The sequence below is a fragment of the Fretibacterium fastidiosum genome (genome assembly GCF_000210715.1).
Classification (GTDB): Bacteria; Synergistota; Synergistia; order Synergistales; family Aminobacteriaceae; genus Fretibacterium; species Fretibacterium fastidiosum.
In genome coordinates this window covers 150,547-172,784 of sequence record NC_021038.1, presented here as the reverse complement: position 1 = coordinate 172,784, position 22,238 = coordinate 150,547, and the positions used below count along the sequence as shown (strand labels likewise).

The window sequence follows — 22,238 nt, the reverse complement described above, 5'->3', positions numbered from 1 at the left end:
CATCGGAGGCGGGCCCGTGCGACGTCGTCATCTACGCCACCAAGGGCTACGACCTGGAGGCGGCCGCGGCCGAGACGGTCCCGCTGGTGCGGCCCGACACGCGGGTCATCCCCATCCTGAACGGCATCTCCGCCCCCGAAACCCTGGCTCGGCTCCTGCCGCCCTGCGACGTCCTGAGCGGGTGCGTCTACCTCTCCGCCCATGCGGAGGCTCCGGGGGTCATCCGGCAGACGGGGGCCGTCCAGCGCTTCCTCTTCGGCCATCCGGGCCTTGGGGAGGCGGAGAACCGGATGCGCTACGCGGACCTCGAGCGCCTGCTGAAACGGGCCGGCCTGCAGGTGACGCTGACGGAGCTCATCGACGTGGAGGTCTGGGCCAAGTTCCTGTTCCTGTCCCCCCTGGCCGCGCTGACGGCGCTCCACGGCAGGAGCATGGGCGAAATCCTGGGGGACGACGAGGCCCGCGGGCAGCTCACCGCCATGATCTGCGAGGCGGAGGATCTGGCCCGCGCATCGGGCGTCCGCCTGCCGGAGAACGTCGTCAACATCACCCTCGAGAGGTGTCGCCTGTTCCCCGGCGAGGCGCGGACCTCCATGCAGCTGGACCGGGAACGGGGGCGGCCCATGGAGCTGGAGACCCTCGTCGGCTGCGTCTGCCGGCAGGGACGAAAGCTGAAGGTCCCCACGCCGACCTATGACCGGGTCTATTCAGAGCTGAAACCCCAATGAAACCTGAACCCCGGCTCAGCCGGAGGTTTTCTAAAAGACTAAAAAGACAGAGGGGCCTTCCAAAAAAGGCCCCTCTGCAAATTCCAGGGAGAGGAACGCTGCCTGAGCGTTTTCCCAAATCGGCCGCGGGGGGGCACCCCCGCGGCCTCAGCCTGCGTAGTCCCCCTCCGTCTCGTCCAGAAGGGCCTCCACCTCGTGGCGCCAGGGCAGAGAAGGGTGCGCCCCGATGCGCGTGCAGGCCAGGGCCCCGGCCGCGGAGGCGAAGCGGGCGGCGCGCTCCATGGTCATCCCCTCCGCCAGCGCCACGCATAGGGCCGCGCAGAAGGCGTCCCTGGCCCCCGTGTTGTCCACCACGTGCACCTTGAAGGGGTCGAAGGCGAAGGGCTGTGCGCTCCGGCTAAACACCTGCCCGCCGCGGGCGCTCCGGGTCACCACGACGTCCTGCACGCCCCGGTCCAGCATCCGGTTCGCCATTCCACGGACCTCCTCGTCGGACTGCAGGTCCGAGGGGGACGCATTTCCCGTCACATAGACATCGAGGGCCTTCTGGTTCAGGACGAGGCAGTCGGCGTACTCCCAGGCCTCCGTCGGTAACGGAAAGGGCGGCTCCGCGGAGAGGAAGGTTCGACAGCCCGCGTCGTGGGCCAGGCGCAGTCCCGCCGCCACGGTCTCCGGCGGGACCTCCATTTGAAAGAGGGCCGCGTCCGAGCGCCGAAAGAGCTCCGACGCCCGCTCCATGGCCTCCACACTCAGTGCGGCGTTGGCCCCGCGGGAGAGCACGATGGAGCTCTCCCCGTCGTCGGTCACGGTGATGACGGCGACGCCCGTCACGGCATCTTCATGGACCTCCACGCGGTCGCAGTTGACCCCGCTCTGGTCCAGGACGGCCCGCAGTCGCCTGCCGAAGTCGTCGTCCCCGACGGCCCCCACCATGAACGCCTCCGCGTCCAGCCTGGCCGCCGCCAGCGCCTGATTGGACCCCTTCCCTCCGCCCGTCATGCCGAAAGCCCCGCCCAGGATCGTCTCGCCCCTCCGGGGGCGGCGCGGCGCGCGGATGACCAGGTCCATATTCAAAGAGCCAACGACTGTTACAGCAGCCACAGGGCCCACTTCCTTATCCTGTAAAATTTTTATAGCGGCCTTGCCCATGAGGCCCGTCCCCTTCATGGAGCCTTCCGGCTGCCGTTCGCTGACGCTCACGGGCCGTCGTCCCGATCCCTCAAGAACCCTGCCGATCACCGGTCCGATTGGGAAATGGGGTAGCGAAGAAGACAAAACGATGCTTTCTTAATTTGGGGAAGCGCTGATTCATCGTTAAAATGTTGTTGAAAGCTATCAAAAATCGCCAAATTAAGGATATTCTTCAGCGCTTCCCTGAATTTTTAACATGGGGCTACGCCCCAATCCCCACGCGCTTCGCGCGGCCTAATGAAGTTTCAGGCACTAAAGGGAGACAATACGGTTGACAGTTCTCAACAATTTAGCCAGTGTTGCCTTTATTATGATACCATATCCATAAAGAGGAAACGCGCGGGGAAGCGGAGGCCCTCCTCCGTCAATCTGCGGGGAGCTTTCGTCCTGGAGGATCGCTCGCCGACGGCCTGCAGCTATCTTCTTATAAAAGAGCACGAGGTGAACGTTATGACCTTTCAGCTTCCCAAACAGTGCGCGCCGGAGCGGCGCTGCGGCCTCCCCGCCGCGCCCGGCATGACGGAAGGGCCCTGCGGCACGGAGGCCCGATCGTGATCCTCCCCCGCCTGATCCTCGCGGACGAGATGACAACCGGGCGGATCCCCGCCTCGCTGCTCCTGATTCAGGCCATGCGCAGCAAGCTGGGGCAGGTCAACGTCTTCTTCTGCAACCGCAGTGAGGAGGACGTCCGCCTCATGCAGCTCCTGAGCGACGCCCCGGTGGCCTGCCTCGACCTCTACACCATGGGGAGCCCCCGCGCCCTGAAGACCCTCTTTCAACGGCGCTCCGCCGGGGACGCCCTGAACGTGGTCTCCATGCCCCTGGGCGCTGCACTGGACGAGAAGACCTTCCAGCTCTACCCGGACGTCACAGACCTCATGAAGGTCCTGGACTGCGGGGATGTGCCCGTCATGGCGGCGTCCATGGCGTCCGCCGTGAGCGCCGCGCTGGCGGCCGACGCCATGGACGCCCTCAATGAGGCCGCCCCGGGCAGGACGGCGGGCATCCTCTTCAGCTCCGTCAGCCACCCGCGGGAGTTTCAGATGCTGGAGAAAAACCTGTACCGCAGGACGCCGGCCCTGACCCTGGGGTTCATGCCCCACGCCCTGGACTGCACCATGCCCTCCATGCAGGCGATGAGCGTCGGGAACCCGTCACTGAAGCTCATCTCCCCCAAGAGCGCGGCGCTGCAGTTGGCCGGGCCGCACCGCCAGGTCGAGTGGAACATCCTGAAGGGGCTGGCCAGCCTGGACGCGGAGTGGTCGCCTTCCGAACCCTACTCCTTTCAGGCAAAGCACCTGAACGTCGCCGTCATGGGTCGTCACGCCTCCCTGGAGGGCGACGGCAACCTGGAGGTCTTCCGCATGATGGGCTGCAACGTCCACGACTGGGACCACGGGAAGGACGAGTTCCCCATCGGCTCGGACGTCCTCTACTTCCCCCACACGATCAACGAGCCCTACATCGAGGAGCTCCTGTCCGACAGCAAGTTCCGGGCCGGCGTCGCCGCAAGCTACAAGAGCAACAAGCTGATCCTGGCGATGGGGGCCTCCTCGCTGCTCTTCGGCGAGTTCTACTGCACCGCCGGCCAGAAGAAGATCGAGGCGCTGCAGATCTTCCCCTACGGAGGCCTGTCGAGCCGCGGCGCCCACGGCCGCCCCCGGAAAAGACTCCGCGTCGAGGCCCGCGGCATCCAGGACACCTGCTTCATCAGAACGAACGAGAAGGTGCGCGGCACCGTCGCTTCGGGCTTCACCATCGCCAACCCGGGTAACCTGGCGACCCCGGCCCTCTCCTTCCGCGACATGAAGAGCGACGTCGACATGGGGCTCTCCGGCTGGACGAACAGCTCCTGTTTCGTCACGGACCTGAAGCTGGACCTCTGGAGCGCGCTGGAGACGGTGAACCACTGGCTGGGTCTGAGGCGCAGGGCGGGCTGAGACGGTCGACCCAAACGCTGAACGCGCGGGGCGCCACGGGACGACAGGCACGGTCGGAGGATGGGAAAAACCGTCCTTCCCGCTTCCCCTCGTGCGTTATAGAATGAGGGCATCGCGGGCGTTGACTCGATCACTCAAAACTGCCCGCACGAAGGAGGAAGACACATCATGATGAGAAAAATTTTTCCCGCCCTGGCTGCGCTTCTCCTTTTTGCGGCCCTCACGGCCGTCGCCGGTGCGGAGGCCGTCGAGCAGAGGGCCTTTGCCCTCAAGGACCCCGTAACGCTCTACGCGAAGCCCGATGAGAGCGCGAAGTCCTGGGAGGTCAGCCTCCCCGACGAGGGCGTCAAGGTTCCGAGCGCCATTCGGGACAAGGACGACGCGCTGTGGTACAAGGTCACGGTGGACGGACGGACCGGCTGGCTCTTCAACGAGGGCATCCGCCTCCTGATGGGGGGAAAGAGCCGCGTTGCGGAGAGCGTCTACAAGCGCTGCGCCGGCGTGCGCAGCCGCGTCATGAAGAAGCCGGGCAGCGCGTGGCAGGAGGGCACGACCACCGACGAAACCGATGGGACCCTCGTCACCTACACGACGGAGGGCGGCGCCTTCCAGGCGCTCAAGACCGGGGATGGGGTCGAGGACGTCTACTTCTGCGCAAACGGCTCCGAGGCCTGCAAGACCTTCCTGGGCTTCGACCCCATCGACATGCACAAGGACAAGCTCCGCGCCAAGGTCGGGACCCCGACGGTGCGGGAGACGCCGGACGGCGAGCGCGACGTCAGCATCCTCTCCTACGAGTTGGGGAACCGCAGGATGACCATGGCGTTCCACCTGCGCAACGACCGCGTGGAGTGGTTCGAGCTCTACCGGGGGCGCACGGGAGAAGCCGCCGAGGGCTGGAGCCTCGAAGCGATCCGGGCCCGCGAGGAGGCCAGGGAAGACTAGAACCCGAAAGCGCCTCAAGAGGCCGGGGCCGGCCTTTATATAGGGCCGGCCCCGTCCTTCGCTTTCTCAGTCTGCGGGGGCAGCCTCCCTCGCGTCCCAGTAGCGCGCCACCTGCACCCGCGCGTCGTCCTCCGGGATGCCAAACATCTCGGCGAGCTTCACGACCGTCTCGTCGTAGGAGAGGCCGAAACTGCGGCAGGTATTGACGGAGCCCTGCACCTTGCCTTCAGCCTCGCCCTCAGCCCTGCCCCGCACCTTGCCTTCAGCCTCGCCCTCAGCCATAGCCTCCCGATACAGCCTCTCCTCACGTATCCTCGTGACCGTCTCCTGATCGAAAAGCAACGACATAATCTTCGTGACCTCCCTCTCTCTCCGCTCAAGGTATTCCTTCAGCACGTCCCGATCTCTGCACAGGCGAATCGTCTCCCTCAACGCCTTCTCCGTCAGGCCGTAGAGCCTCGCCTGTTCGTTGAAAATCCTGCAGAACGCCACGTATTGGCTGACGATGTCGCCCCCGCCCTCGCCGTACAGCATTCGGATGCGCACCTCGACCGCACTCCGCTCTCCGCCGAAGAACTCCCCCGACAGGGAAAGCTCGCCGGGGCGCGAGGCCCTCTCTCCCGTGTAGATGACGTAAAGCTCCGGCTTCGGCAGTTTTACCTTGCCGCTGTTGTAAAGGTCCGCCCTCGTCCTGGCGAAGTAGTCCTTCCAGACCTGCGCCAGATACAGCAGCGCACGGACGACGATGTTCGCCGTCCAGGTGCTCTGCGCCTCCACGAGGACCATCAGTCGATCCCCCACCATAAAGCTCAGGTCGTTGTAGAGGTCGTCCGTCAACACGTTATCGATCGTGACGTCCACCAGATCGTCCTCAGCCGTCGTCTCGTCCTCCGGGTGCAGCGTCCGATAGAGCTGCAACAGATACTTCTTGATACCGAACAGGTCGGAGAAGACGCTGTCCTTGACCTCACGCTTAACAAACCCTCCCGACGGACCCCTCTGCGCTGCCGCCTTGTCCATGCCCTCGCCTCCGACCTTCAGGATGTCATCATTATACCGGCTTGTCAACGTCAGCCCCACTGGTTCTCCGCCGCGTCATCGTGCTGAAACAGGGAGGACAAAGCGACAGCGTGATATAATAGCAAAGGTCTGACGGCGGGGGCCGAAGCGCTCCGCCGGGAAGCGACAAGGCAGGCCGCATCCGGCTTGAGCAGTCCCCATGCGGCGCGCCCTAACCCTCATCTTAAGGAGTGTTTCTTCACCATGAGCAAGTACTTATTAGCGGTTCTTGCGGTCGTCCTGGCCGGGACGGTCGGAGGGGGATTTCCCGCCCTCGCCGCGCCCCTCGACGCGGAGAGGACGGCGGGGCTGGACGCCGCGCTGGACGCCATGATCGGCTCGGAGGGGACCTGCGTCCCCGGCCTCGGCGTGATCGTCTACAAGGACGGGACCAGGGCCTACAGCAAGTTCCTCGGACGCCGCCACATCGACGCGCAGGACCCCTCGCTGGACCGCCCGTTTACGGAGGACTCCCGCTTCCGGGTCGCGTCGGTCTCCAAACAGTTCACGGCCCTGGCCGTCCTGCAGTTGACGGAGCAGGGGAAGCTGGACCTGGACGCGGACGTCAGCCAGTACCTGGGCTTCAGCCTGAGGAATCCCCACTTCCCGGACACGCCCATCACCCTTCGGATGCTCCTCTCCCACACCTCCTCCATCCGCGACGGGAGGGCCTACGCCATCCCGCCGCAGTACGGCGTGAAGGAGTTCTTCGTCGCCGACGGAAAGTTCTACGAGGAGGGCACGCACTTCGCCCCCGCCGAGGAGGCGCCCGGCAAGTACTTCAGGTACTCCAACCTGAACTACGGCCTTCTGGGGACGATCGTCGAGGCCGTCACGGGAGAGCGCTTCGACCGATACATGAGGGCCCACCTCCTAGCGCAGCTCGACATCAAGGGCAGCTTCAACCCTGGAGACTTCACGAAGGAGGAGCTCGCCCTGCTGGGCAGCATCTACCAGAAGCAGAAGGACGGCCAATGGGACGAGAAGGGGCCGTGGGTGGCGCAGATCGACGACTACGGAGACGAGGCGCCGGACCGGGACACGGTCGCCGTCAACAACCCGGACATCCGCGAGACCGACTCCTGGTACGGGCTCGCGGACTACAAGCCCGGCACGAACGCCACGGTCTTCTCCCCTCAGGGCGGACTGCGGGTCTCCTGCGCCGAGCTGGAGCACCTGCTGCAACTGTACCTGAACGACGGCGTCTACAACGGCGTGCAGGTCGTGAGGAAGGACCTGCTGGACGAGATGTTCCGGGTCCAATGGCAGTTCGATCCGGACCATCCCAACGGAAACACCTACGGCGGGTCCATCGAGGCCTACTGCCTCGGCGTCTACCCCCTGCTCGGCACGGGGCGGTCCCGTCCTGCAAAGGACCTCGACGTCAACCTCAAGGGGCACCTGGGGGAGGCCTATGGCCTGCTCTCCGGCGTCATGGTCCGGACGGGGACCAGGGACGGATTCATCTACATCATGAACGGCGAGGCCGTGGCCGAGGACGACGATCCTCGCTCCGAGGGCACGTTCAGCGGTAACTACATCTGGGAGGAGACGATGATGAACGCCATCTGCTCCAACGCCTTTGCCGATTAGGGCCAACGCAGGGAGGAAAAGTCATGCGCATCACGAGGATTCGGTTGGGACGGATATCCGTCCCCCTGCGGGTTCCGTTCAAGACGGCGCTCCGCAGCGTGGACAGCGTCGAGGACGTCGTGGTGGAGGTCCACACCGACGCGGGCACGATCGGCTACGGTGAGGCGCCCCCCACGGGCGTCATCACGGGCGACACGACGGGAGCCATCGTCGGAGCCGTTCAGGACCACATCGGAAGAGCCATCCTGGACCGCGACGTGGACGACCTGGAGGACCTGCTGCAACGGGTTCAGCGGAGCATCGTCCACAACACGAGCGCCAAGGCGGCCGTCGACATGGCGCTGTGGGACCTGTACGGGCAGCTCCACCATATCCCCGTCTACAAGCTCCTGGGCGGCGCGAGAAAGTGCATCGTCACCGACATCACCATCAGCGTCAACCCGCCGGAGGAGATGGCGCGGGACGCGCGGGACGCCATCGGGCGCGGGTACGACTGCCTCAAGGTGAAGGTGGGCGCGAACCCGGCCCTCGACGTGGAGCGGCTGTCCGCCGTACGGCGCGCGGTTGGGGACGATGTGTGCATCCGCATCGACGCAAACCAGGCCTGGCGCCCCAGAGAGGCCGTCCGCATCCTCAACGCGATGCAGGAGAAGGGGCTCGCCATCGAGTTCGTGGAGCAGCCGGTGAAGGCTCAGGACATCGACGGCCTGAGGTACGTCACGGAGCACAGCGACGTGCCCGTGCTGGCGGACGAGAGCGTCTTCTCTCCCGAGGACGCGATGCGGATCATGCAGACGCGGGCGGCCGACCTGATCAACATCAAGCTGATGAAGTGCGGCGGGCTGACGAACGCCCTGAAGATCGCCTCCGCGGCCGAGGTCTATGGCGTGGAGTGCATGATCGGCTGTATGCTGGAGGCGAAGATCTCCGTCAACGCGGCTGTGGAGCTGGCCTGTGCCAAAAGGATCATCACGAAGGTGGACCTGGACGGCCCCGTGCTCTGCAGCGAGGACCCCATCCTGGGCGGCGCCGTCTTCCGCGAGAAGGAGATCACCGTCTCCGACGAACCCGGCCTCGGAATCAGGGGCGTCGAGCCCGGGCGCATCGCCTACATCGACTGATCGACCCATTCTGAACCCACATACCGAAAGGAGAAGGAAATATGGTCATCACAAACGGTTTCACCTACATCGCGTTCCTGATGTTCGTCGCGGGCAGCCTGCTGGCACTCGAGAAGTACGCCAGGTGGAAGGTCTTCAACGTGGTTCCTCCGCTGGTCTGGATCTACGTGCTGAACATGATCTTCTGCACGATGGGGCTCTTCAACTCGGAGGCGTGCAAGACGGCCTACAGCGCCCTGAAGAACAACCTGCTGTACGCCATGATCTTCGTCATGCTGCTGCGCTGCGACTTCAGGAAACTGGCGCGACTGAGCGGGCGGCTGATCGCCATCTTCCTGGGGTGCTCCGTGACGCTGGCCGCGGGCTTCATCGTCCTCTATCCGGTCTTCAAGGGCTTCCTGGGGGCGGACACCTGGGGCGCGGTGGCAGCCCTCTACGCCTCGTGGGTCGGCGGCTCGGCCAACATGGCGGCGATGCAGGCGGCTCTGCCCGTGGACGCCGGAGCCTACTCCTGCGCCCTGGCGCTCGACACGGTCTGCTACTCCCTGTGGATCGCCCTCCTGCTCCTGGCCGTCCGTTACTCGTCCAAGTGGAACGCGGCCACCAAAGCGGACACCTCCAAGCTGGACGCCCTGGCCGACACCGCCAACGCGCAGGTGGCCGCAGAGAAGAAGCTGGCGACGGGATCGGATTGGATCTTCCTCGTCGGACTCTCCCTCGCCGTCTCCGCGGCCTCTCAGTGGATCGGCGCCGAGGCAAACGCCGCGCTTAAGGGCGCCGGGTTCGCCATGTTCGACAAGGGCACCTGCACCACGCTGTTCGTCACCGTCCTGGGCCTCGTCTGCGCTATGACGCCGCTCGGCAAGCTGCCCGCCGTGGAGGAGCTCTCCAACATCTACCTCTACGCCGTGGTCTCCCTGCTGGCCTCCACCGCCACCATCGTGGACCTGGTGGCCGCGCCCATGTGGGTCGTCTACGGCCTCCTGATCCTGGCGATCCACGTCGCCCTCATGTTCTTCCTCTCCAAGCTCTTCCACTGGGACCTCTGCATGGTCTCCACGGCCTCCCTGGCCAACATCGGCGGCGCGGCCTCCGCGCCCATCGTGGCCACGGCCTACGACCAGAACTACGCGGGCATCGGCGTCCTCATGGGCGTCTTGGGCGCTGCCATCGGCAACTTCGCGGGGCTCGCCATGGGGGCACTCCTGAAAACCTTCTGAGCCCGAAGGGTGCCCGCGGTTCCGCTCAACCCGCGGACCTTCCCAATCCCAAAGGCGACGCCCGGCCCCTCTCAGGGGGCCGGGCGTCGCTTTCACTGCCGAACGGAGCGATCCACGCCCCTTCGAGATCAGCGCGGACTTGCAGGGCGGCCACTGCCAGCGCCGCAAAGCGGCACCTACGGGGCAACGGCCTGAACGACGTCGGAGAACCCCAACAGCATGGCGATGGGGATCGTGATGAGGATACTCAGGACGACCCGCTCAAACCAGATGACGACGATCTCCCACAGTTTGATGGGAATGTCCGTCCCCAGGATGCAGGGAATGCTTGCCGAGAAGAAGAGTATCTCGGAGATGCTCACCACCGCGATCACGAACTTCAAAAGCGGGGTCCCCGTCTTCGCGATCAGGATGGCCGGAAGGAACATCTCCGGAAGGGAGACGGCGGCAGCCGTCCCGCCCAGAGAGGCCTGGGACACTCCGAAGAGCTCGAAGATGGGAACGAACATCAGGCCCATCCACTCGAAGAGCGGGGTGTACCTGGCCAGGACAAGCCCCAAAAGGCCGATCGACATGATGGAGGGGATGACGGAAAAGGCCATATCGAGACCCGCCGTAAAGTTCTTCCAAACCATCTGCGGCAGGGGCGGCACGTTCTCGGCGACCTCGACGCCGGCGTCCCAGGCTCTGCGCATGAGGCTTCCCTCCCGAACCGGGTCCTCGCTCCTGACCCCCGTCGCATAGGTTTCCGGCATCCAGCTGAGGGGCCAGAGGCGTGCCGTGACGGCCGTGACGGCGAACGTGACGAACATGGCAACCCAGAAGTAGAGGGTCCAGTGGTCCATGATGCCCAAAGTCTTGGCGACGATCAAGAGGAAGGTCGCCGAGACCGTGGAAAAGCCCGTGGCCACGATGGCGGCCTCACGCGCCGAATACTTGTCCTGGCGGTAAACCCCGTTGGTGATCAGGAGGGCGATCGAATAGCTCCCCACGAACGAGGCAACGGCATCGATGGCGCTGCGTCCCGGGGTCTTGAAGAGGGGACGCATGACGGGGGTCATGAAAACGCCGGTGAACTCCATGAGGCCGAAGCTGGACAGAAAGGCCAGGAACACGGAGCCGATGGGAATCACCAAGCCTACGGGCAGGGACAGCTTTTCAAAGAGGAAGGGGCCGAAGTCCTTTTGAGCGAGCCAGGCGGGAGCCACGTTGAAGTAGATCACCGTACCGGCCACAGCGCCGACGACCTTGGCGAACGAGAAAAACAGGGTGAGCCCGTCCTTGTTCCACGTCCTCCGAATAAAGGGAAGGGCCGCCCCGACGTACATCACGATGAGGATATAGACCTTCGCCCCCGGCAGAAGATCCTGAAGGATGAAGTTGATGATATGATCTACAGGGATCGTCATCTTTCCACCCAACGTCAAAGGGCAAAAGAACATAAAAAGGCCAAAAAGGCTGTAGACAAGAAACTTCCAAACGCCTTTCCCACTTTGATTTTCCTGCATAAGTCAGCACCCCCGTCAAAAACAGACAACGACACGACGCAAAATCGTCAAGCCAGAGCGACGGGACCAGAGGGGCGAACGTTCGTAACAGTCGATGACCCACCAGGGTCGGCTGGTGCGCCCTCCTCCAGCTCCCGGATAACGCTTTCCGAACTTTAACCGTGTCGCTTCCAAATTTCACCGTTCTCATCGCAGAGAAATCGAACTCAGCGCATAATAATCCACTCCCAGACAAGCAGCGGTCCAGTCTCTGTGATAAAAAAGTCAAATCTTAATCTACTATATTTTTCTGGACTGTCAAGCAAAACTGCCGTCCCCAAATGGGGAATAAGGGAGCGGAGCGGAGCTTTTCCGCCCTGCTCCCGCGCCTTTTATACGAACCACACGGGTATCTGAAGAACGTTTTCCCTCAGCATTCCGGGCTGCGGACAGTTGCATATCACGGCGCCCGCTCCACGTCTCTTTTCGTTCACTTTATCGAGTACCAGGAAAGCAGAGGTTTCATCGGCAGCGACGGAGGAGCTCTGCTTAATCTCAATGGGATGGAGGACCCCGTTTTCTTCGATGATCAGGTCAATTTCACCTTCGATTTCGATCATGGCCCCATTCTTTTTGACCTTCTTCCTGTCTCGCCCTCTGTAGTAGGAGACGCAGTAGCGATAATCGATCGCTCTGTTTGAGTAGGACTTTAAGATTTCCGAAATGACGAAGGTCTCGAAAAAAGCCCCGCTCATTGCACCGTTCGCTAAAGTTTCCGGCGTCAGCCAGCGCGTAAGGTACGCAGCGAGGCCGGTGTCGCGGAAATATGCCTTGGGCGTTTTGATCGCCCGTCTTAAGACGCCGGGCGTGTATGGTTCCAACAGATAAACGATCCCGGACGCCTCCAGAATGGACATCCACGATTTCACCGTGGTCTGATCTTTGCCGATCTCATCGGCAATGTTGCTGTAGTTGACCCTCTGTCCGGTCCTTGCCGCAACGGCCACCATGAAGCGCCTGAAGTCATTCAGGTCCTGAACGGCGGACAGCTTTCGGACGTCCCTTTCCAGATAAGTCTTGACATAGCTGGAAAAGAAAACTCCCCAATCGATCTCCGGGTCCTGCAACGCCGGGTAGCCGCCACGGTGGATTCTTTCCCAAAGGTTATTCGGAGCCTTCGCGGTCTTGTTTCGTTCCCGCACGTACTCCATCGTAGGGAGAAAGGGCGCGTTGAAGGCGTCGCCATCGATCTCGCGTTGAGATAGGGGGGACATCTCGATAATCCCTATTCTGCCGGAAAGCGATTCCGACGCCTTTTCCATCAGCTCCAGAGGCTGTGAACCGGACAGGCAGAACAACCCTTTGTCGTCCGTTCCGTCGCAGGCGATCTTAATATACCGGAACAGCCCCGGCGCACGCTGCACCTCGTCATAAACAACGGGCGGCTGGTTCAGCATCATGAACAGGTTTGGATTGTTGTTCGCCTGATCCTCGACGAAAGGATCGTCTATAAGCACGTATTTCTTGTCCGGAAAGAGCTTCCTGATCATTTCGGTCTTTCCGGTCTGTCTTGCACCCGTGACGAGGAGGCTCTTAAACGTCTTATCCGAATGCAGGGCGATATCCTCTACCGCTCTTTTGATATATTCCATTATGCGACACCCCTGATGGCAAATCTGGGATTCAATCCTGAATCTGCCATCATTATACCGGAATACCGGAATTGCGACGAGATGAGGGTATCGACAAATCCGGGATCGGAACCCGGATTTGTCATCATCGTATCGCTGACGCCCGTTCGGGCAGAAATCGGCGGCAATGCCCGGCCCCGCTCAGGGGACCGGGCGTCGCCTGCGCTTCAGCGCGGCGGGAGGGGGCAAAACATCCCCTCCACGTCAAAGGGAAGGGCCGTCCGCGTGCGCCGGAACTTCCCCCGGCAGAGCGACGCCGGCAACACGTCGTCCCGCGCCAGCTCGATCTCAAAGCGTCCCCGGCCCCCGTAGACGTCCTGAAGCGCATCGTGCACCGCCCCTCTGGCCCCCCGCACGTCCCCCGGAGCAAAGAGCGCCCGGATGTGGTAGGCGTCGCGCGCCGTCTGCGTCAGGCGGTAGTCCCGCAGGCGCGGGATGAGGGCGAGTCGCGCATCCAGCGTCCCGGTCGTCACCAGCCGGCCGCCCAGCGTGAAGGTCACGTCAGCGAGGCGCCCCTCCACGGCCTCGGCAACCATGCCCTCGCCGCTCCCTTCGCCGGCCCCCAGCCGCAGGAGGTCCCCCATGTCGAAGCGCAGGACGCAGTTCCACGAGTTGCCGAACGTCGTGACGAACGCCCGCCCCAGCTCCGGCCCGCCAAAGGGCTCCTTCAGGGGCTGAAAGTCGATGCGGCAGAACTCCGCGTTCTGGTGCAGAAATCCGTCCCGCCCCTGCATCATCACGAGGCCCGCCTCCAGGCTCCCGTAGGCGCTGAAGACGGGACAGTCGAAGACACGGCGGATCGCATCGAGGTAAAAGGGGGCGGGCAGCTCATGGACGAGGATCACGGCGCCGGGCGACGTCAGGAGAACGTCCGCATCCGCCGCCCACCACGCGAGGCGCGCCAGAAACGCGGGGTCGGCCTCCAGGACGGCGGGGCGGAAGTCGTTCAGCTCCCTCGCCATGCGCCGCAGAAGGCGCGGCGTCCACTGCGCCGTGCTGGGCTTTTCGTTCAGGTGGAGGACGCCGCCCAGGAGGCGCCCTTCCAGGGGGAGGTCCTCCTGAGAGGCGAGGCCCGCGCTTCGGGCGCCGGCCAGCACGGCCCGCCGCCCATCCCCGTTCAGCCCTACGAGCGCCCACCCCGCAGCCCTGGAGCGCTCCTGCCAATCCCGATCCACGACGTGCGCCGTCTCCCCCTCCGGGCCAGGGTCCACCCTGAGGGCGATGGCGCCGCTCTCAAGGCCGTCCTTCAGCTGCCGGTCCATGGGCATCAGGGGCATCCGCCCCCTCTCGAGGGCCGGGCCGGCACGGAGGTCCGCCCCTCGCAACGCGGGGAGCGCGTCGAACCGCTCGTCCAGGGGCGCACTGTCGTCGGGCCTCAGACCGCGCTCCCCCCACTCCATGTAGAGGGGCACGCGGTCGAAGGCCTCAAAGAGCCTCGCCTCGCACCGTCTGAGGAACTCCACAGAATAGCAAAAACGATTCGTCAGGATCACGTTTCATCACCTCCCGGAATGAAACCAGTGTACCACAAAGGCGGGCGCCGTCCATCCGCTGGCGGAACGGCAAGTGCAGCGTCAGCCCTCTGGCAGGGCGCGAACGCTTCATCCCCTCGTTGCACTTCGTCCCGGGTTCGCCGCACCTGCCGCACAAACGGGCGCGAAAATCATATATAATAGGGACCTGAGAGGGGTGCGAGAGCCCCAGCCTGAGGTCATTCGCGACAGAATCGAGAGGAAGATCATGGACGACATCAACGTTGAAATTCAATCCTTTTTTGAGAACATGGGCGAGATCATGTACATCTCCGATCCCAACACCTACGACCTCGTCTACCTGAACCGGGCGGGGCGCGAGGCGCTGGGCGTGTCTTCGCTGGACGACATCAGGGGAAAGAAGTGCTACGAGATCCTCCACAGGGTGAAATCCCCCTGCCCCATGTGCACCAACGCCCTCCTCAGACGGGGACGGTTCTTCGAGTGGACGTACTTCAACTCCAACCTGGGCAGGCACTATTCGCTGAAGGACACGCTGATTCAGCACGGAGGCAGGCTCCTGCGCGCCGAGCTGGCCGTGAACATCGAGGTCGAGGAGAAGCAGCGTGAGGCCCTCTCGAAGATGATGTCCAACGAGACGGTCATCAATCAGGCCCTCGAGCTGGCGCTGAACGAGGACAACCCGGAGCGATCCATCAACGTCATGCTGCAGTACCTGGGAGAACACCTCGATGCGGATCGCATCTACATCTTCGAGACCCTTCCGGACGGCGCATCCAGCAACACCTACGAGTGGTGCGCGGACCGCGTGCCCCCTCAGATACAGCACCTCCAGTGCATCCCAGGCGACGTCCTCAAACCATGGTACGAGGAGTTCGACCGACACAACAACATCCTGATCTACGACATGGAGGACTACAGGGGGGTCTGCCCCACGATGTACGCGCTCCTTCAGCCCCAAGGAATCCAGACCCTGGCGGTCGCTCCCATCTTCCTCAACAACCGGCGCATCGGCTTCTACGGCGTGGACAACCCGCCCTACAGGAACATCGAGAACATCTCCACCATGTACACGATCCTGGGGCGCTTCATCGCCTCGCTCCTGCGCCATCGAGACAACATGAAGCAGATCGAGGCCTGCATCCGCGCCAGCGGGAAGCCCAGCGACGCCAAAGGGCAGGGGTAGCGGGGCCGATTCGGCTCACCCGTCAAAGGTCAAACGTCAAAAAGAAGAAGGGGGCGAAACCCGAAATCCGGGACGCCCCCTTTTTGTTTCGATTCACTGCCGTCAAACAGCCCCCGGCAGCCCAGTGGGCCGAGGCGGAAGCTACTGCGCCGAGCGGTAGACGACCACTGCGTCCGGGCTCTTGATGCGCGGGCAGGCCGTCTCCAGGATGCGGAAGCGGTGGTTGAGGTCCAGCTGCTCCGCGTAGGCCGTGCGGATGTCCTGCCCCACCACGAGGTCCATGTACTGCGGCTGCGGGCAGAGCAGGAGGGCCGTGCCCGGCTGGAGCACCGGGGTCTGGAACAGGCGCCCCTCCAGCAGGCTGCGGATCCTTTCGATCTCCGTCAGCCCCGTGCCCGGCTGGATGCGATGGAGCTGCACGAACAGGTCCTGACTGAGGACCAGCGTGATGCGGCCGATCCGTCCCTTCTGCTGCAGCACGGCCATGCCGGCCGCGATGTCCGTGAAGGCCGATTCGCCGGCGCTCCAATCCCCCCGGTCGAGGACGTTGGTCCCGCCGACCGAGAGCAGGCCTTCAACGCCCAACCGCTTGACGCCGTAGAAGACCATCCGGTCCTCCCGCCGGCACAGGGCCTGAGCCGCCATGTGCGCGGCATGGAGATCGAGGGGCAACCCCTCGCGCTTCGCGGCCTCCACGTCCCTCCACAGGATCCAGAAGTCCTCCGTCAGCTGGGGAAGCTCCACGTACGTGCGCCCCTCCGCAAAGGTAAAGCCGTCCTCCGTCCTCTCCGTGCGGACGGGACGGTCCACGGGCACCACCTGAACCCCCGCGCCCAGCGGGCCGCACAGCGGCAGGAAACGACGGGCCGTCAGAAGCCCTTTGGCCGTCTCCACCACCGTCCTATCCAACGCGCTCCAAAACTCCTCGTCAAGGGGGGACGCGCTGCGCCCCAGAAAATCGTCCATCAACGGCGCCTCCTTCACTTCGAGATCAGGCTGCCGACGGTGGATTGCCCGTCGGAGGCCCCTTCAGCCGGCGCGATGCCCAACTCCTGCATCGTCTCCAGGACCTCGCCCTCGCCGCCAGCGAGGGACTCCGACCAGTTGGGGTCCAGGCGGCTCAGCAGGGTCGTCAACTCGCCGACGTGGGCCTTCTCCTCGTCGCGAATCTCCATCAGCACCTTGCGCGCCAGGGGCTCGTCCGTGGCCTGGGCGTGGGCGTCGTAGAGGAAGATCGCCTCAAGCTCGCCCGCAATGTCGATGCGCAGGGCCTGGACCAGCTCCTCCCTGCTCATTTTGCGCTCGACGTTTCCGGCAAAGGGATCGGGAAAATTTGGCATCAGTTCAACACTCCATTTCCAATAAAATTTATCCTCACCACTCCAGCAGGCTCCCCCCCACGCAGGAGGAAACGGCCATCGCAGAACAACGCCTGCCTCCTTATATCGACGGAATCAGTGCGCCATTCTTTCGCTTTCTCTTCCGCGGTTACTTATAGACATCTCCGCGCGGGCCGACCCGGTTGATGTAAATAGCCAGATTCTCGTCATCAACGTCCATCAGAACACGCCATTTTCCCACACGCAACCGATAGTCCCTCCCGCCCGCCAGAGGGCGGACATCCCGCCCCTCAATGCCATCCTCCAGCGCCACGATTGCGGCCAGAATCCGCCCCTTGTCCGGGTTGGGGATCCGGGCAAGCTGCTTCTCCGCAGTGGGCATCACCGTCACAGTCCACATCATAGAAGGTCTCGAATGACCTCCGCAATCGGACGCCCCAGCCCTGCGGCACGCTCTGCCCGCGCCTGCTCCACGCCGGCAATCTCCTCCGGCGTCAGCGGCGGCTCCGTCGGGTCGGGCACCCGCCACAGCGCCACACGCTCCTGCACCTCAACGCTCATCCTCTCCCCCCCCATCATGCGGAATCTTCCCCACCGGTCCTTTGCGACACATCTCGTCCGCGCCGAACTTCCGCAGCCTCGCCTCTGTGGTCGGCGCGGCGCTTCCAGAAACGGCCATCGCACCAAAACGCCACCGCGCGGGGAAGCCAAGGCAGGGAACGCCTCGAAAGGCCGGCGCTCCCCGCGAAGGAAGCGCTCACCCCACGAAAGAGGCCCCCGGTTCACCCGATCCGGGACAGCGGCGTTTGGCAAAACGGTTGCAAACGATTGCGCTTGAGTTTAAATGCTACTCCACTCCCGCTCGAAGGGCAAGGGCGGAAATACATACAGGTTATGGTGGATTGCCCCCCCGCCAAGGCGATCGCCTGCGCCTCCCGGACGCGGAGCGCCGCGTTCACCGGCCGGCGAGGCCAGAGGATGGACCGAAAAAAAACTGAGGAAAAATCTTACGACACGTTGACAGGCCCCGTCTCCTCTAAGGGGAGGCGGGGCCTGCGGATTGAATTTCTTTGCAGGGGTAACGGCCCTCAGCGCTCCTTGAGGCGCCGGTTGATCTCCTCGAACTCAAGCCTCATGGCCTCGCTCTCGAAGGGCTGAAGCTGGGGCATGGAGAGCGCGTCGATGGAGTCGAAGACCGCCAGGCCGGAGTGGATGAGGTCCTTCAGGTCGCCGGAGCTCCTCACGGTGCGGTAGGTGTTCTCTGCCAGGTCGCGGCTGCGCCTGAGGTCCTTCAGGTTTTCCAGGACGCTCCGGCGCTGGGCAGCCAGGAGGTCCGCGTAGAGCTTCCCCACCCGAACGGTCATGGCGTTGGCCTCCGCGTTGCGCCTGAACGACGCCCGCTGGGCCTCGTTGTAGGCCTCCTGCCCCGCATTCTTCCGCGCCGTGCCCTCGAGGATCAAGGCCTCCTTGACGATGCCCTCCAGCCGCGGGCCGTAGTCTTCGTCGATGCGGCGCACCAGTTCCTCCTGGGTGTGGATCAGGAGGTCGTTCAGCACCAGGTACAGGCCCGTGTAGCGGCGGTTGATCTCCAGGTCGTTCTGGTCGTTCCCCGCCAGGGAGGCCAGCTTCTCCACCACGGCCCTCACGTTGGAGAACACCACGGCGTTCTGGAGCATGTCGTCGCCCGTCGCGGAACTCAACAGGACGTCAACCTGCCCCTGGTCCAGTTCAAGCCCCATCTCGCGCAGGGCGTCCGCCAGGCGCCCGTTGACGCCGGCGAGGGCCGCCTCCCGCGCCCGAATCTCCCCGTCGATCTCCTTCAGGCGCTCGTCGATCCGCGCCTGCGTCGTCCGCCAGGGCACCTTCGAGTCCACGGGAGCCGTGATGCGGTCGTTGCGGAGCCTGTCCGCCTCATGGCGAAGGTCCGCTATCGACGCGCGCAGGTTCGAGGCCTCGCGGCGGACGTCCCCCGCCCTCCCCTGGGTCAGGACCTCGAGGGCGGCGTCCAGGAGCTTGTTGACCTTCCTCGCGTTGGAGGACTTGTCCTCCCCGAACCAGGCGGAGTCCGGCAGCTTCTCGCGCTCGTCCCTCAGCCTCAGCGCCTCCGTGAGGGAGTTCGTCAGGCGGCCCCATCCATCGGCCAGGCAATCCGGCAGGGAGGTGTCCAGCGAGGAGAGGGCGAGGTCGGGGTCTACGCTCTCGGCCTCGTCGTCCCGAAAGAGCCCCGTCACCTTCTGCCATCCGGCCTGAATCCCGGAGGCCACGTACCCCGTCCAGGAGGTGCCCTCGGAGGCTGCGGGGTCTGCACTGGCCCGGCCCGCCGACAGGCAGAGCACAAAGATCGCAAAAACGGCAAAGCGCCAACGTCCGTTCCTCAAAGCAAACCTCTCCTTTCCTCGTCAACCGCTCCGCCCACTCGACAGCGGCGGCCCCCTCCCCAAACCGCACAAAGGATACCACAATCCACCCTCAAATTATCCGTCATTGGCCGTATCTTTCGGCTCCATCCCCGTGCGCCCGCCTCCACGCCCTGATCTGCTCGAGCCTCGCCTTGCACCGCGCCTCGTAGCCCTGTTCCGTGGGGCGGTAGTACTCGCGGCCCCGCAGGGAGTCCGGGAGACACTGCATGTCCGTCAGCCTGTCCGGGGCGTCGTGGGCGTACTGGTATCCCCTGCCGTAGTCCAGCTCCTTCATCAGGCGCGTGGGGGCGTTGCGGATGACGAGGGGAACGGGCTCCGCCAGCTGCTCCATCGCGTCCGACCGGGCCGCTGCGTAGGCCGTGTACATGGCGTTGGACCGCGGCGCCAGGGACAGGTACACCACGGCCTCCGTCAGGTGCACGCTGCACTCCGGCATCCCGATGAAGTGGCAGGCCTGATAGGCGGCCACGGCGATCTCGAGCGCCTTGGGGTCCGCCAGCCCCACGTCCTCGCCGGCGAAGCGCAGGACGCGCCGGGCCACGTACAGCGGGTCCTCTCCGGCCTCCAGCATCCGCGCCAGCCAGTAGACGGCCGCGTCCGGGTCCGAGTTTCGCATGGACTTGTGCAGGGCCGAGATGAGGTTGTAGTGCTCCTCGCCCCCCTTGTCGTAGAGCAGGGAGCGGCGCGAGGTACACTGGGCCAGCATCTCCTCCGTCACCCGAATTCCGTTCCCGCAGGGCTCCCCGTTCAGGACCGCCATCTCCAGCGTCGAGAGGGCTGCGCGGGCGTCGCCGTTGGCGAAGGTGGCGATGGCGTTCAGCATGTCCGGCGCGACCTCCGCCCGATACCGCCCAAGGCCTCGCGGGTCGGACAGGGCGCGGGACAAGAGGCCGGCCAGCTCCTCCGCAGTCAGGGCCTTCAGCACGAAGACCCGGCAGCGCGACAGGAGCGCGCCGTTCACCTCGAAGGACGGGTTCTCCGTCGTCGCGCCGATCAGGACGATGCTGCCCCTCTCCACGAAGGGCAGGAAGGCGTCCTGCTGAGCCTTGTTGAAGCGATGGATCTCGTCCACGAAGACGATGGTCCGCCCCCCGAGGCGGCGCCCCTCCTCCGCCCTCTGCATCACGGCGCGGATCTCCTTGATGCCGCTGGTGACGGCGGAGAAGTTGATGAAGGCCGCGCGCGTCCGCTGCGCGATGACGCCGGCCAGCGTCGTCTTGCCCACGCCGGGCGGGCCCCAGAAGATCATGGAGGAGACGTGGTCCTCCTCGATCAGGCGCCGCAGCACGCACCCCGGCCCCAGGAGGTGCGTTTGCCCCACGAACTCGTCCAGCGTCCTGGGGCGCATCCGTGCCGCCAGCGGCTGGCTGGCCTCATCCTCAAAGAGCGACCGTTCCTCCATGCCTCATCCCTCCCAACGTCTGATTTCACTTTCGCATTATATAGGGAAACGGTGATTTAATCCACGGAAGCTCAAGGACCCTGCCCTTGACAGGGGCGGACGCGCGCGGGTATGATTCAAGGGACTATTCAGAAGAACAGCTGGTGGGTTCAGTGATCGACAGAGAATCTCAGAACAGGAAGTACCTGCTCATGACGACGGGTTCCGTGGAGCGGCTCATCGCCGGCATGGCCCTGCCCAGCGTCCTGAGCATCCTCACCACCGCGCTCTACAACACGGCGGACACCTTTTTCGTCTCGCGCATCGACACCCAAGCCACGGCCGCGGTGGGGATCGTCTTTCCCTACATGGCGCTGATTCAGTCCCTGGCCTTCTTCTTCGGGCAGGGAAGCGCCATGTACATGGCCAGGGCGCTGGGCCAAAAGGACGTCCGGAGCGCCGCCGTCGTGGGGGCCGCGGGATTCTTCTCCGCGCTGATCCTGGGGACGGCCATCCTGGCCGCCGGACTCACGTTCATGGACCCCCTGCTGCGCCTCCTGGGCTCCACGGAGACGATCCTGCCCCAGGCCCGCGCCTACCTCCGCTGGATATTGGCGGGCACCCCCTTCATCATGGCGTCGCTCGTGATGAACAACCAGATGCGGTTGCAGGGCAACGCGGCCACGGCCATGATCGGCATCATCTCTGGCGCGGTGCTGAACATCGCGCTGGACCCGCTCCTGATCTTCACCCTGGGCATGGGCACGGAGGGGGCGTCGCTGGCCACGATGCTCTCGCAGTGCGTGGGCTTCACCCTCCTGCTTCGCATGACGGCCCGGCGCGACGGCATCCCCCCGCGGCTCTCGAACTTCCGCCCGACCTGGAGCCAGTACCGCGAGATCATCGCAAGCGGCCTGCCCTCCCTGGGGCGTCAGGGGCTGGGCAGCGTCAGCATCGCCTGCCTGAACCACGCGGCCGGCCCCTACGGGGACGCGGCCATCGCCGCCTTCTCCGTGGTCAACCGCCTCACCATGCTCTCCACGTCCATCGTCATCGGGTTCGGGCACGGCTTTCAACCGGTCTGCGGCTTCAACTTCGGCGCGGGAAAGTTCGACCGCGTGCGGCGTGCCGTCCGCTTCTGCGCCCTGGCCACGACGGGCTACTGTGTCCTGATCGCTGCCCTGGGCCTGGCCTTCGCGCCGGCCGTCGTCGCGCTGTTCCGCCCGGAGGCGGAGCTGGTCCGCATCGGCGCAGGGGCCCTTCGCTTTCAGTGTCTGGCCTACCCGCTGGTGGGCTGCATCGTCACCGCCAACATGTACCTTCAGAACATCCGCAGGACGGCCAGCGCCAGCGTCGTCGCCGCGTCGAGGCAGGGCATCCTGTTCCTGCCCGCCATCCTCATCGGACACCGCTTCTTCGGCCTCACGGGCCTCATGGCCGCCC

General features: G+C 64.4%; 19 protein-coding genes. 8 read left to right on the top strand and 11 right to left on the bottom strand.

Going from position 1 to position 22,238, the window contains the following annotated elements; translation table 11 throughout:
- Positions 1-728, top strand: a 728-nt coding sequence (locus SY1_RS00785) for a ketopantoate reductase family protein (protein ID WP_208872497.1), incomplete at its 5' end; no start/stop codon positions are given.
- A 147-nt stretch (positions 729-875) separates the two neighbouring features.
- On the opposite strand, the gene SY1_RS00780 is transcribed toward SY1_RS00785, so the two are convergent.
- Positions 876-1,928: a ribokinase gene (locus SY1_RS00780; protein ID WP_208872496.1), complete on the bottom strand. Its 1,053-nt coding sequence runs from the start codon at positions 1,926-1,928 to the stop codon at positions 876-878.
- Positions 1,929-2,470: 542 nt separating this feature from the next.
- On the opposite strand from SY1_RS00780, the gene SY1_RS00775 reads away from it, so the two are divergent.
- Both SY1_RS00775 and SY1_RS00770 read left to right on the top strand, forming a co-directional pair.
- The gene (locus SY1_RS00775) at positions 2,471-3,859 is read left to right on the top strand and encodes a hypothetical protein (protein WP_208872495.1); all 1,389 of its coding nucleotides are present in this window, start codon (positions 2,471-2,473) and stop codon (positions 3,857-3,859) included.
- Between the two features lie 168 nt (positions 3,860-4,027).
- On the top strand, positions 4,028-4,804 hold the full coding sequence (locus tag SY1_RS00770; protein WP_015555861.1) for a hypothetical protein: 777 nt from the start codon (positions 4,028-4,030) through the stop codon (positions 4,802-4,804).
- Between the two features lie 66 nt (positions 4,805-4,870).
- On the opposite strand, the gene SY1_RS00765 is transcribed toward SY1_RS00770, so the two are convergent.
- Complete coding sequence (locus SY1_RS00765) at positions 4,871-5,872, bottom strand: RpnC/YadD family protein (protein ID WP_208872494.1); 1,002 nt, start codon at positions 5,870-5,872, stop codon at positions 4,871-4,873.
- 195 nt (positions 5,873-6,067) lie between these two features.
- Between SY1_RS00765 and SY1_RS00760 the strand changes: the two genes are divergently transcribed.
- Genes SY1_RS00760 through SY1_RS00750 form a run of 3 tightly spaced genes read left to right on the top strand, consistent with a single transcriptional unit; the run spans position 6,068 to position 9,797 of the window.
- Positions 6,068-7,456: a serine hydrolase domain-containing protein gene (locus tag SY1_RS00760; RefSeq protein WP_015555860.1), complete on the top strand. Its 1,389-nt coding sequence runs from the start codon at positions 6,068-6,070 to the stop codon at positions 7,454-7,456.
- Between the two features lie 23 nt (positions 7,457-7,479).
- Positions 7,480-8,577, top strand: coding sequence for a dipeptide epimerase (locus SY1_RS00755; protein ID WP_015555859.1), 1,098 nt, complete (start codon positions 7,480-7,482; stop codon positions 8,575-8,577).
- Between the two features lie 41 nt (positions 8,578-8,618).
- The gene (locus tag SY1_RS00750) at positions 8,619-9,797 is read left to right on the top strand and encodes a DUF819 family protein (protein WP_015555858.1); all 1,179 of its coding nucleotides are present in this window, start codon (positions 8,619-8,621) and stop codon (positions 9,795-9,797) included.
- A 176-nt stretch (positions 9,798-9,973) separates the two neighbouring features.
- Here the strand turns inward: SY1_RS00750 and SY1_RS00745 are convergent, their stop codons facing one another.
- The 3 genes from SY1_RS00745 to SY1_RS00735 all read right to left on the bottom strand — a co-directional run bounded on the left by SY1_RS00745 (position 9,974) and on the right by SY1_RS00735 (position 14,468).
- A complete protein-coding gene (locus SY1_RS00745; RefSeq protein ID WP_243440539.1) occupies positions 9,974-11,218 on the bottom strand; it encodes a YjiH family protein in 1,245 nt (414 codons plus the stop codon).
- Positions 11,219-11,676: 458 nt separating this feature from the next.
- The gene (locus tag SY1_RS00740) at positions 11,677-12,936 is read right to left on the bottom strand and encodes an ATP-binding protein (protein WP_015555856.1); all 1,260 of its coding nucleotides are present in this window, start codon (positions 12,934-12,936) and stop codon (positions 11,677-11,679) included.
- Between the two features lie 206 nt (positions 12,937-13,142).
- Positions 13,143-14,468 carry a hypothetical protein gene (locus SY1_RS00735; RefSeq protein WP_208872493.1) on the bottom strand — a complete coding sequence of 442 codons (1,326 nt, stop codon included), beginning with the start codon at positions 14,466-14,468 and terminating at the stop codon, positions 13,143-13,145.
- A 247-nt stretch (positions 14,469-14,715) separates the two neighbouring features.
- Here SY1_RS00735 and SY1_RS00730 point away from each other — a divergent pair, with 247 nt between their 5' ends.
- Positions 14,716-15,654, top strand: a complete 939-nt coding sequence (locus SY1_RS00730) for a GAF domain-containing protein (RefSeq protein WP_208872492.1) — start codon at positions 14,716-14,718, stop codon at positions 15,652-15,654.
- A gap of 141 nt (positions 15,655-15,795) precedes the next feature.
- Here the strand turns inward: SY1_RS00730 and SY1_RS00725 are convergent, their stop codons facing one another.
- The 6 genes from SY1_RS00725 to SY1_RS00700 all read right to left on the bottom strand — a co-directional run bounded on the left by SY1_RS00725 (position 15,796) and on the right by SY1_RS00700 (position 20,816).
- The gene (locus SY1_RS00725; RefSeq protein ID WP_015555855.1) at positions 15,796-16,620 is read right to left on the bottom strand and encodes a family 1 encapsulin nanocompartment shell protein; all 825 of its coding nucleotides are present in this window, start codon (positions 16,618-16,620) and stop codon (positions 15,796-15,798) included.
- Between the two features lie 14 nt (positions 16,621-16,634).
- Positions 16,635-16,994 carry a demethoxyubiquinone hydroxylase family protein gene (locus SY1_RS00720; RefSeq protein WP_015555854.1) on the bottom strand — a complete coding sequence of 120 codons (360 nt, stop codon included), beginning with the start codon at positions 16,992-16,994 and terminating at the stop codon, positions 16,635-16,637.
- A 148-nt stretch (positions 16,995-17,142) separates the two neighbouring features.
- Positions 17,143-17,397 carry a type II toxin-antitoxin system RelE family toxin gene (locus SY1_RS00715; protein ID WP_015555852.1) on the bottom strand — a complete coding sequence of 85 codons (255 nt, stop codon included), beginning with the start codon at positions 17,395-17,397 and terminating at the stop codon, positions 17,143-17,145.
- Positions 17,394-17,573: a hypothetical protein gene (locus tag SY1_RS00710; RefSeq protein WP_015555851.1), complete on the bottom strand. Its 180-nt coding sequence runs from the start codon at positions 17,571-17,573 to the stop codon at positions 17,394-17,396. The genes SY1_RS00715 and SY1_RS00710 overlap by 4 nt, the downstream gene beginning before the upstream one ends.
- A 509-nt stretch (positions 17,574-18,082) precedes the next feature.
- On the bottom strand, positions 18,083-19,372 hold the full coding sequence (locus tag SY1_RS00705) for a hypothetical protein (protein WP_208872491.1): 1,290 nt from the start codon (positions 19,370-19,372) through the stop codon (positions 18,083-18,085).
- 103 nt (positions 19,373-19,475) lie between these two features.
- Positions 19,476-20,816 carry a replication-associated recombination protein A gene (locus SY1_RS00700; protein ID WP_015555850.1) on the bottom strand — a complete coding sequence of 447 codons (1,341 nt, stop codon included), beginning with the start codon at positions 20,814-20,816 and terminating at the stop codon, positions 19,476-19,478.
- 152 nt (positions 20,817-20,968) lie between these two features.
- On the opposite strand from SY1_RS00700, the gene SY1_RS00695 reads away from it, so the two are divergent.
- Positions 20,969-22,238, top strand: a 1,270-nt coding sequence (locus tag SY1_RS00695; RefSeq protein ID WP_208872490.1) for an MATE family efflux transporter, incomplete at its 3' end; no start/stop codon positions are given.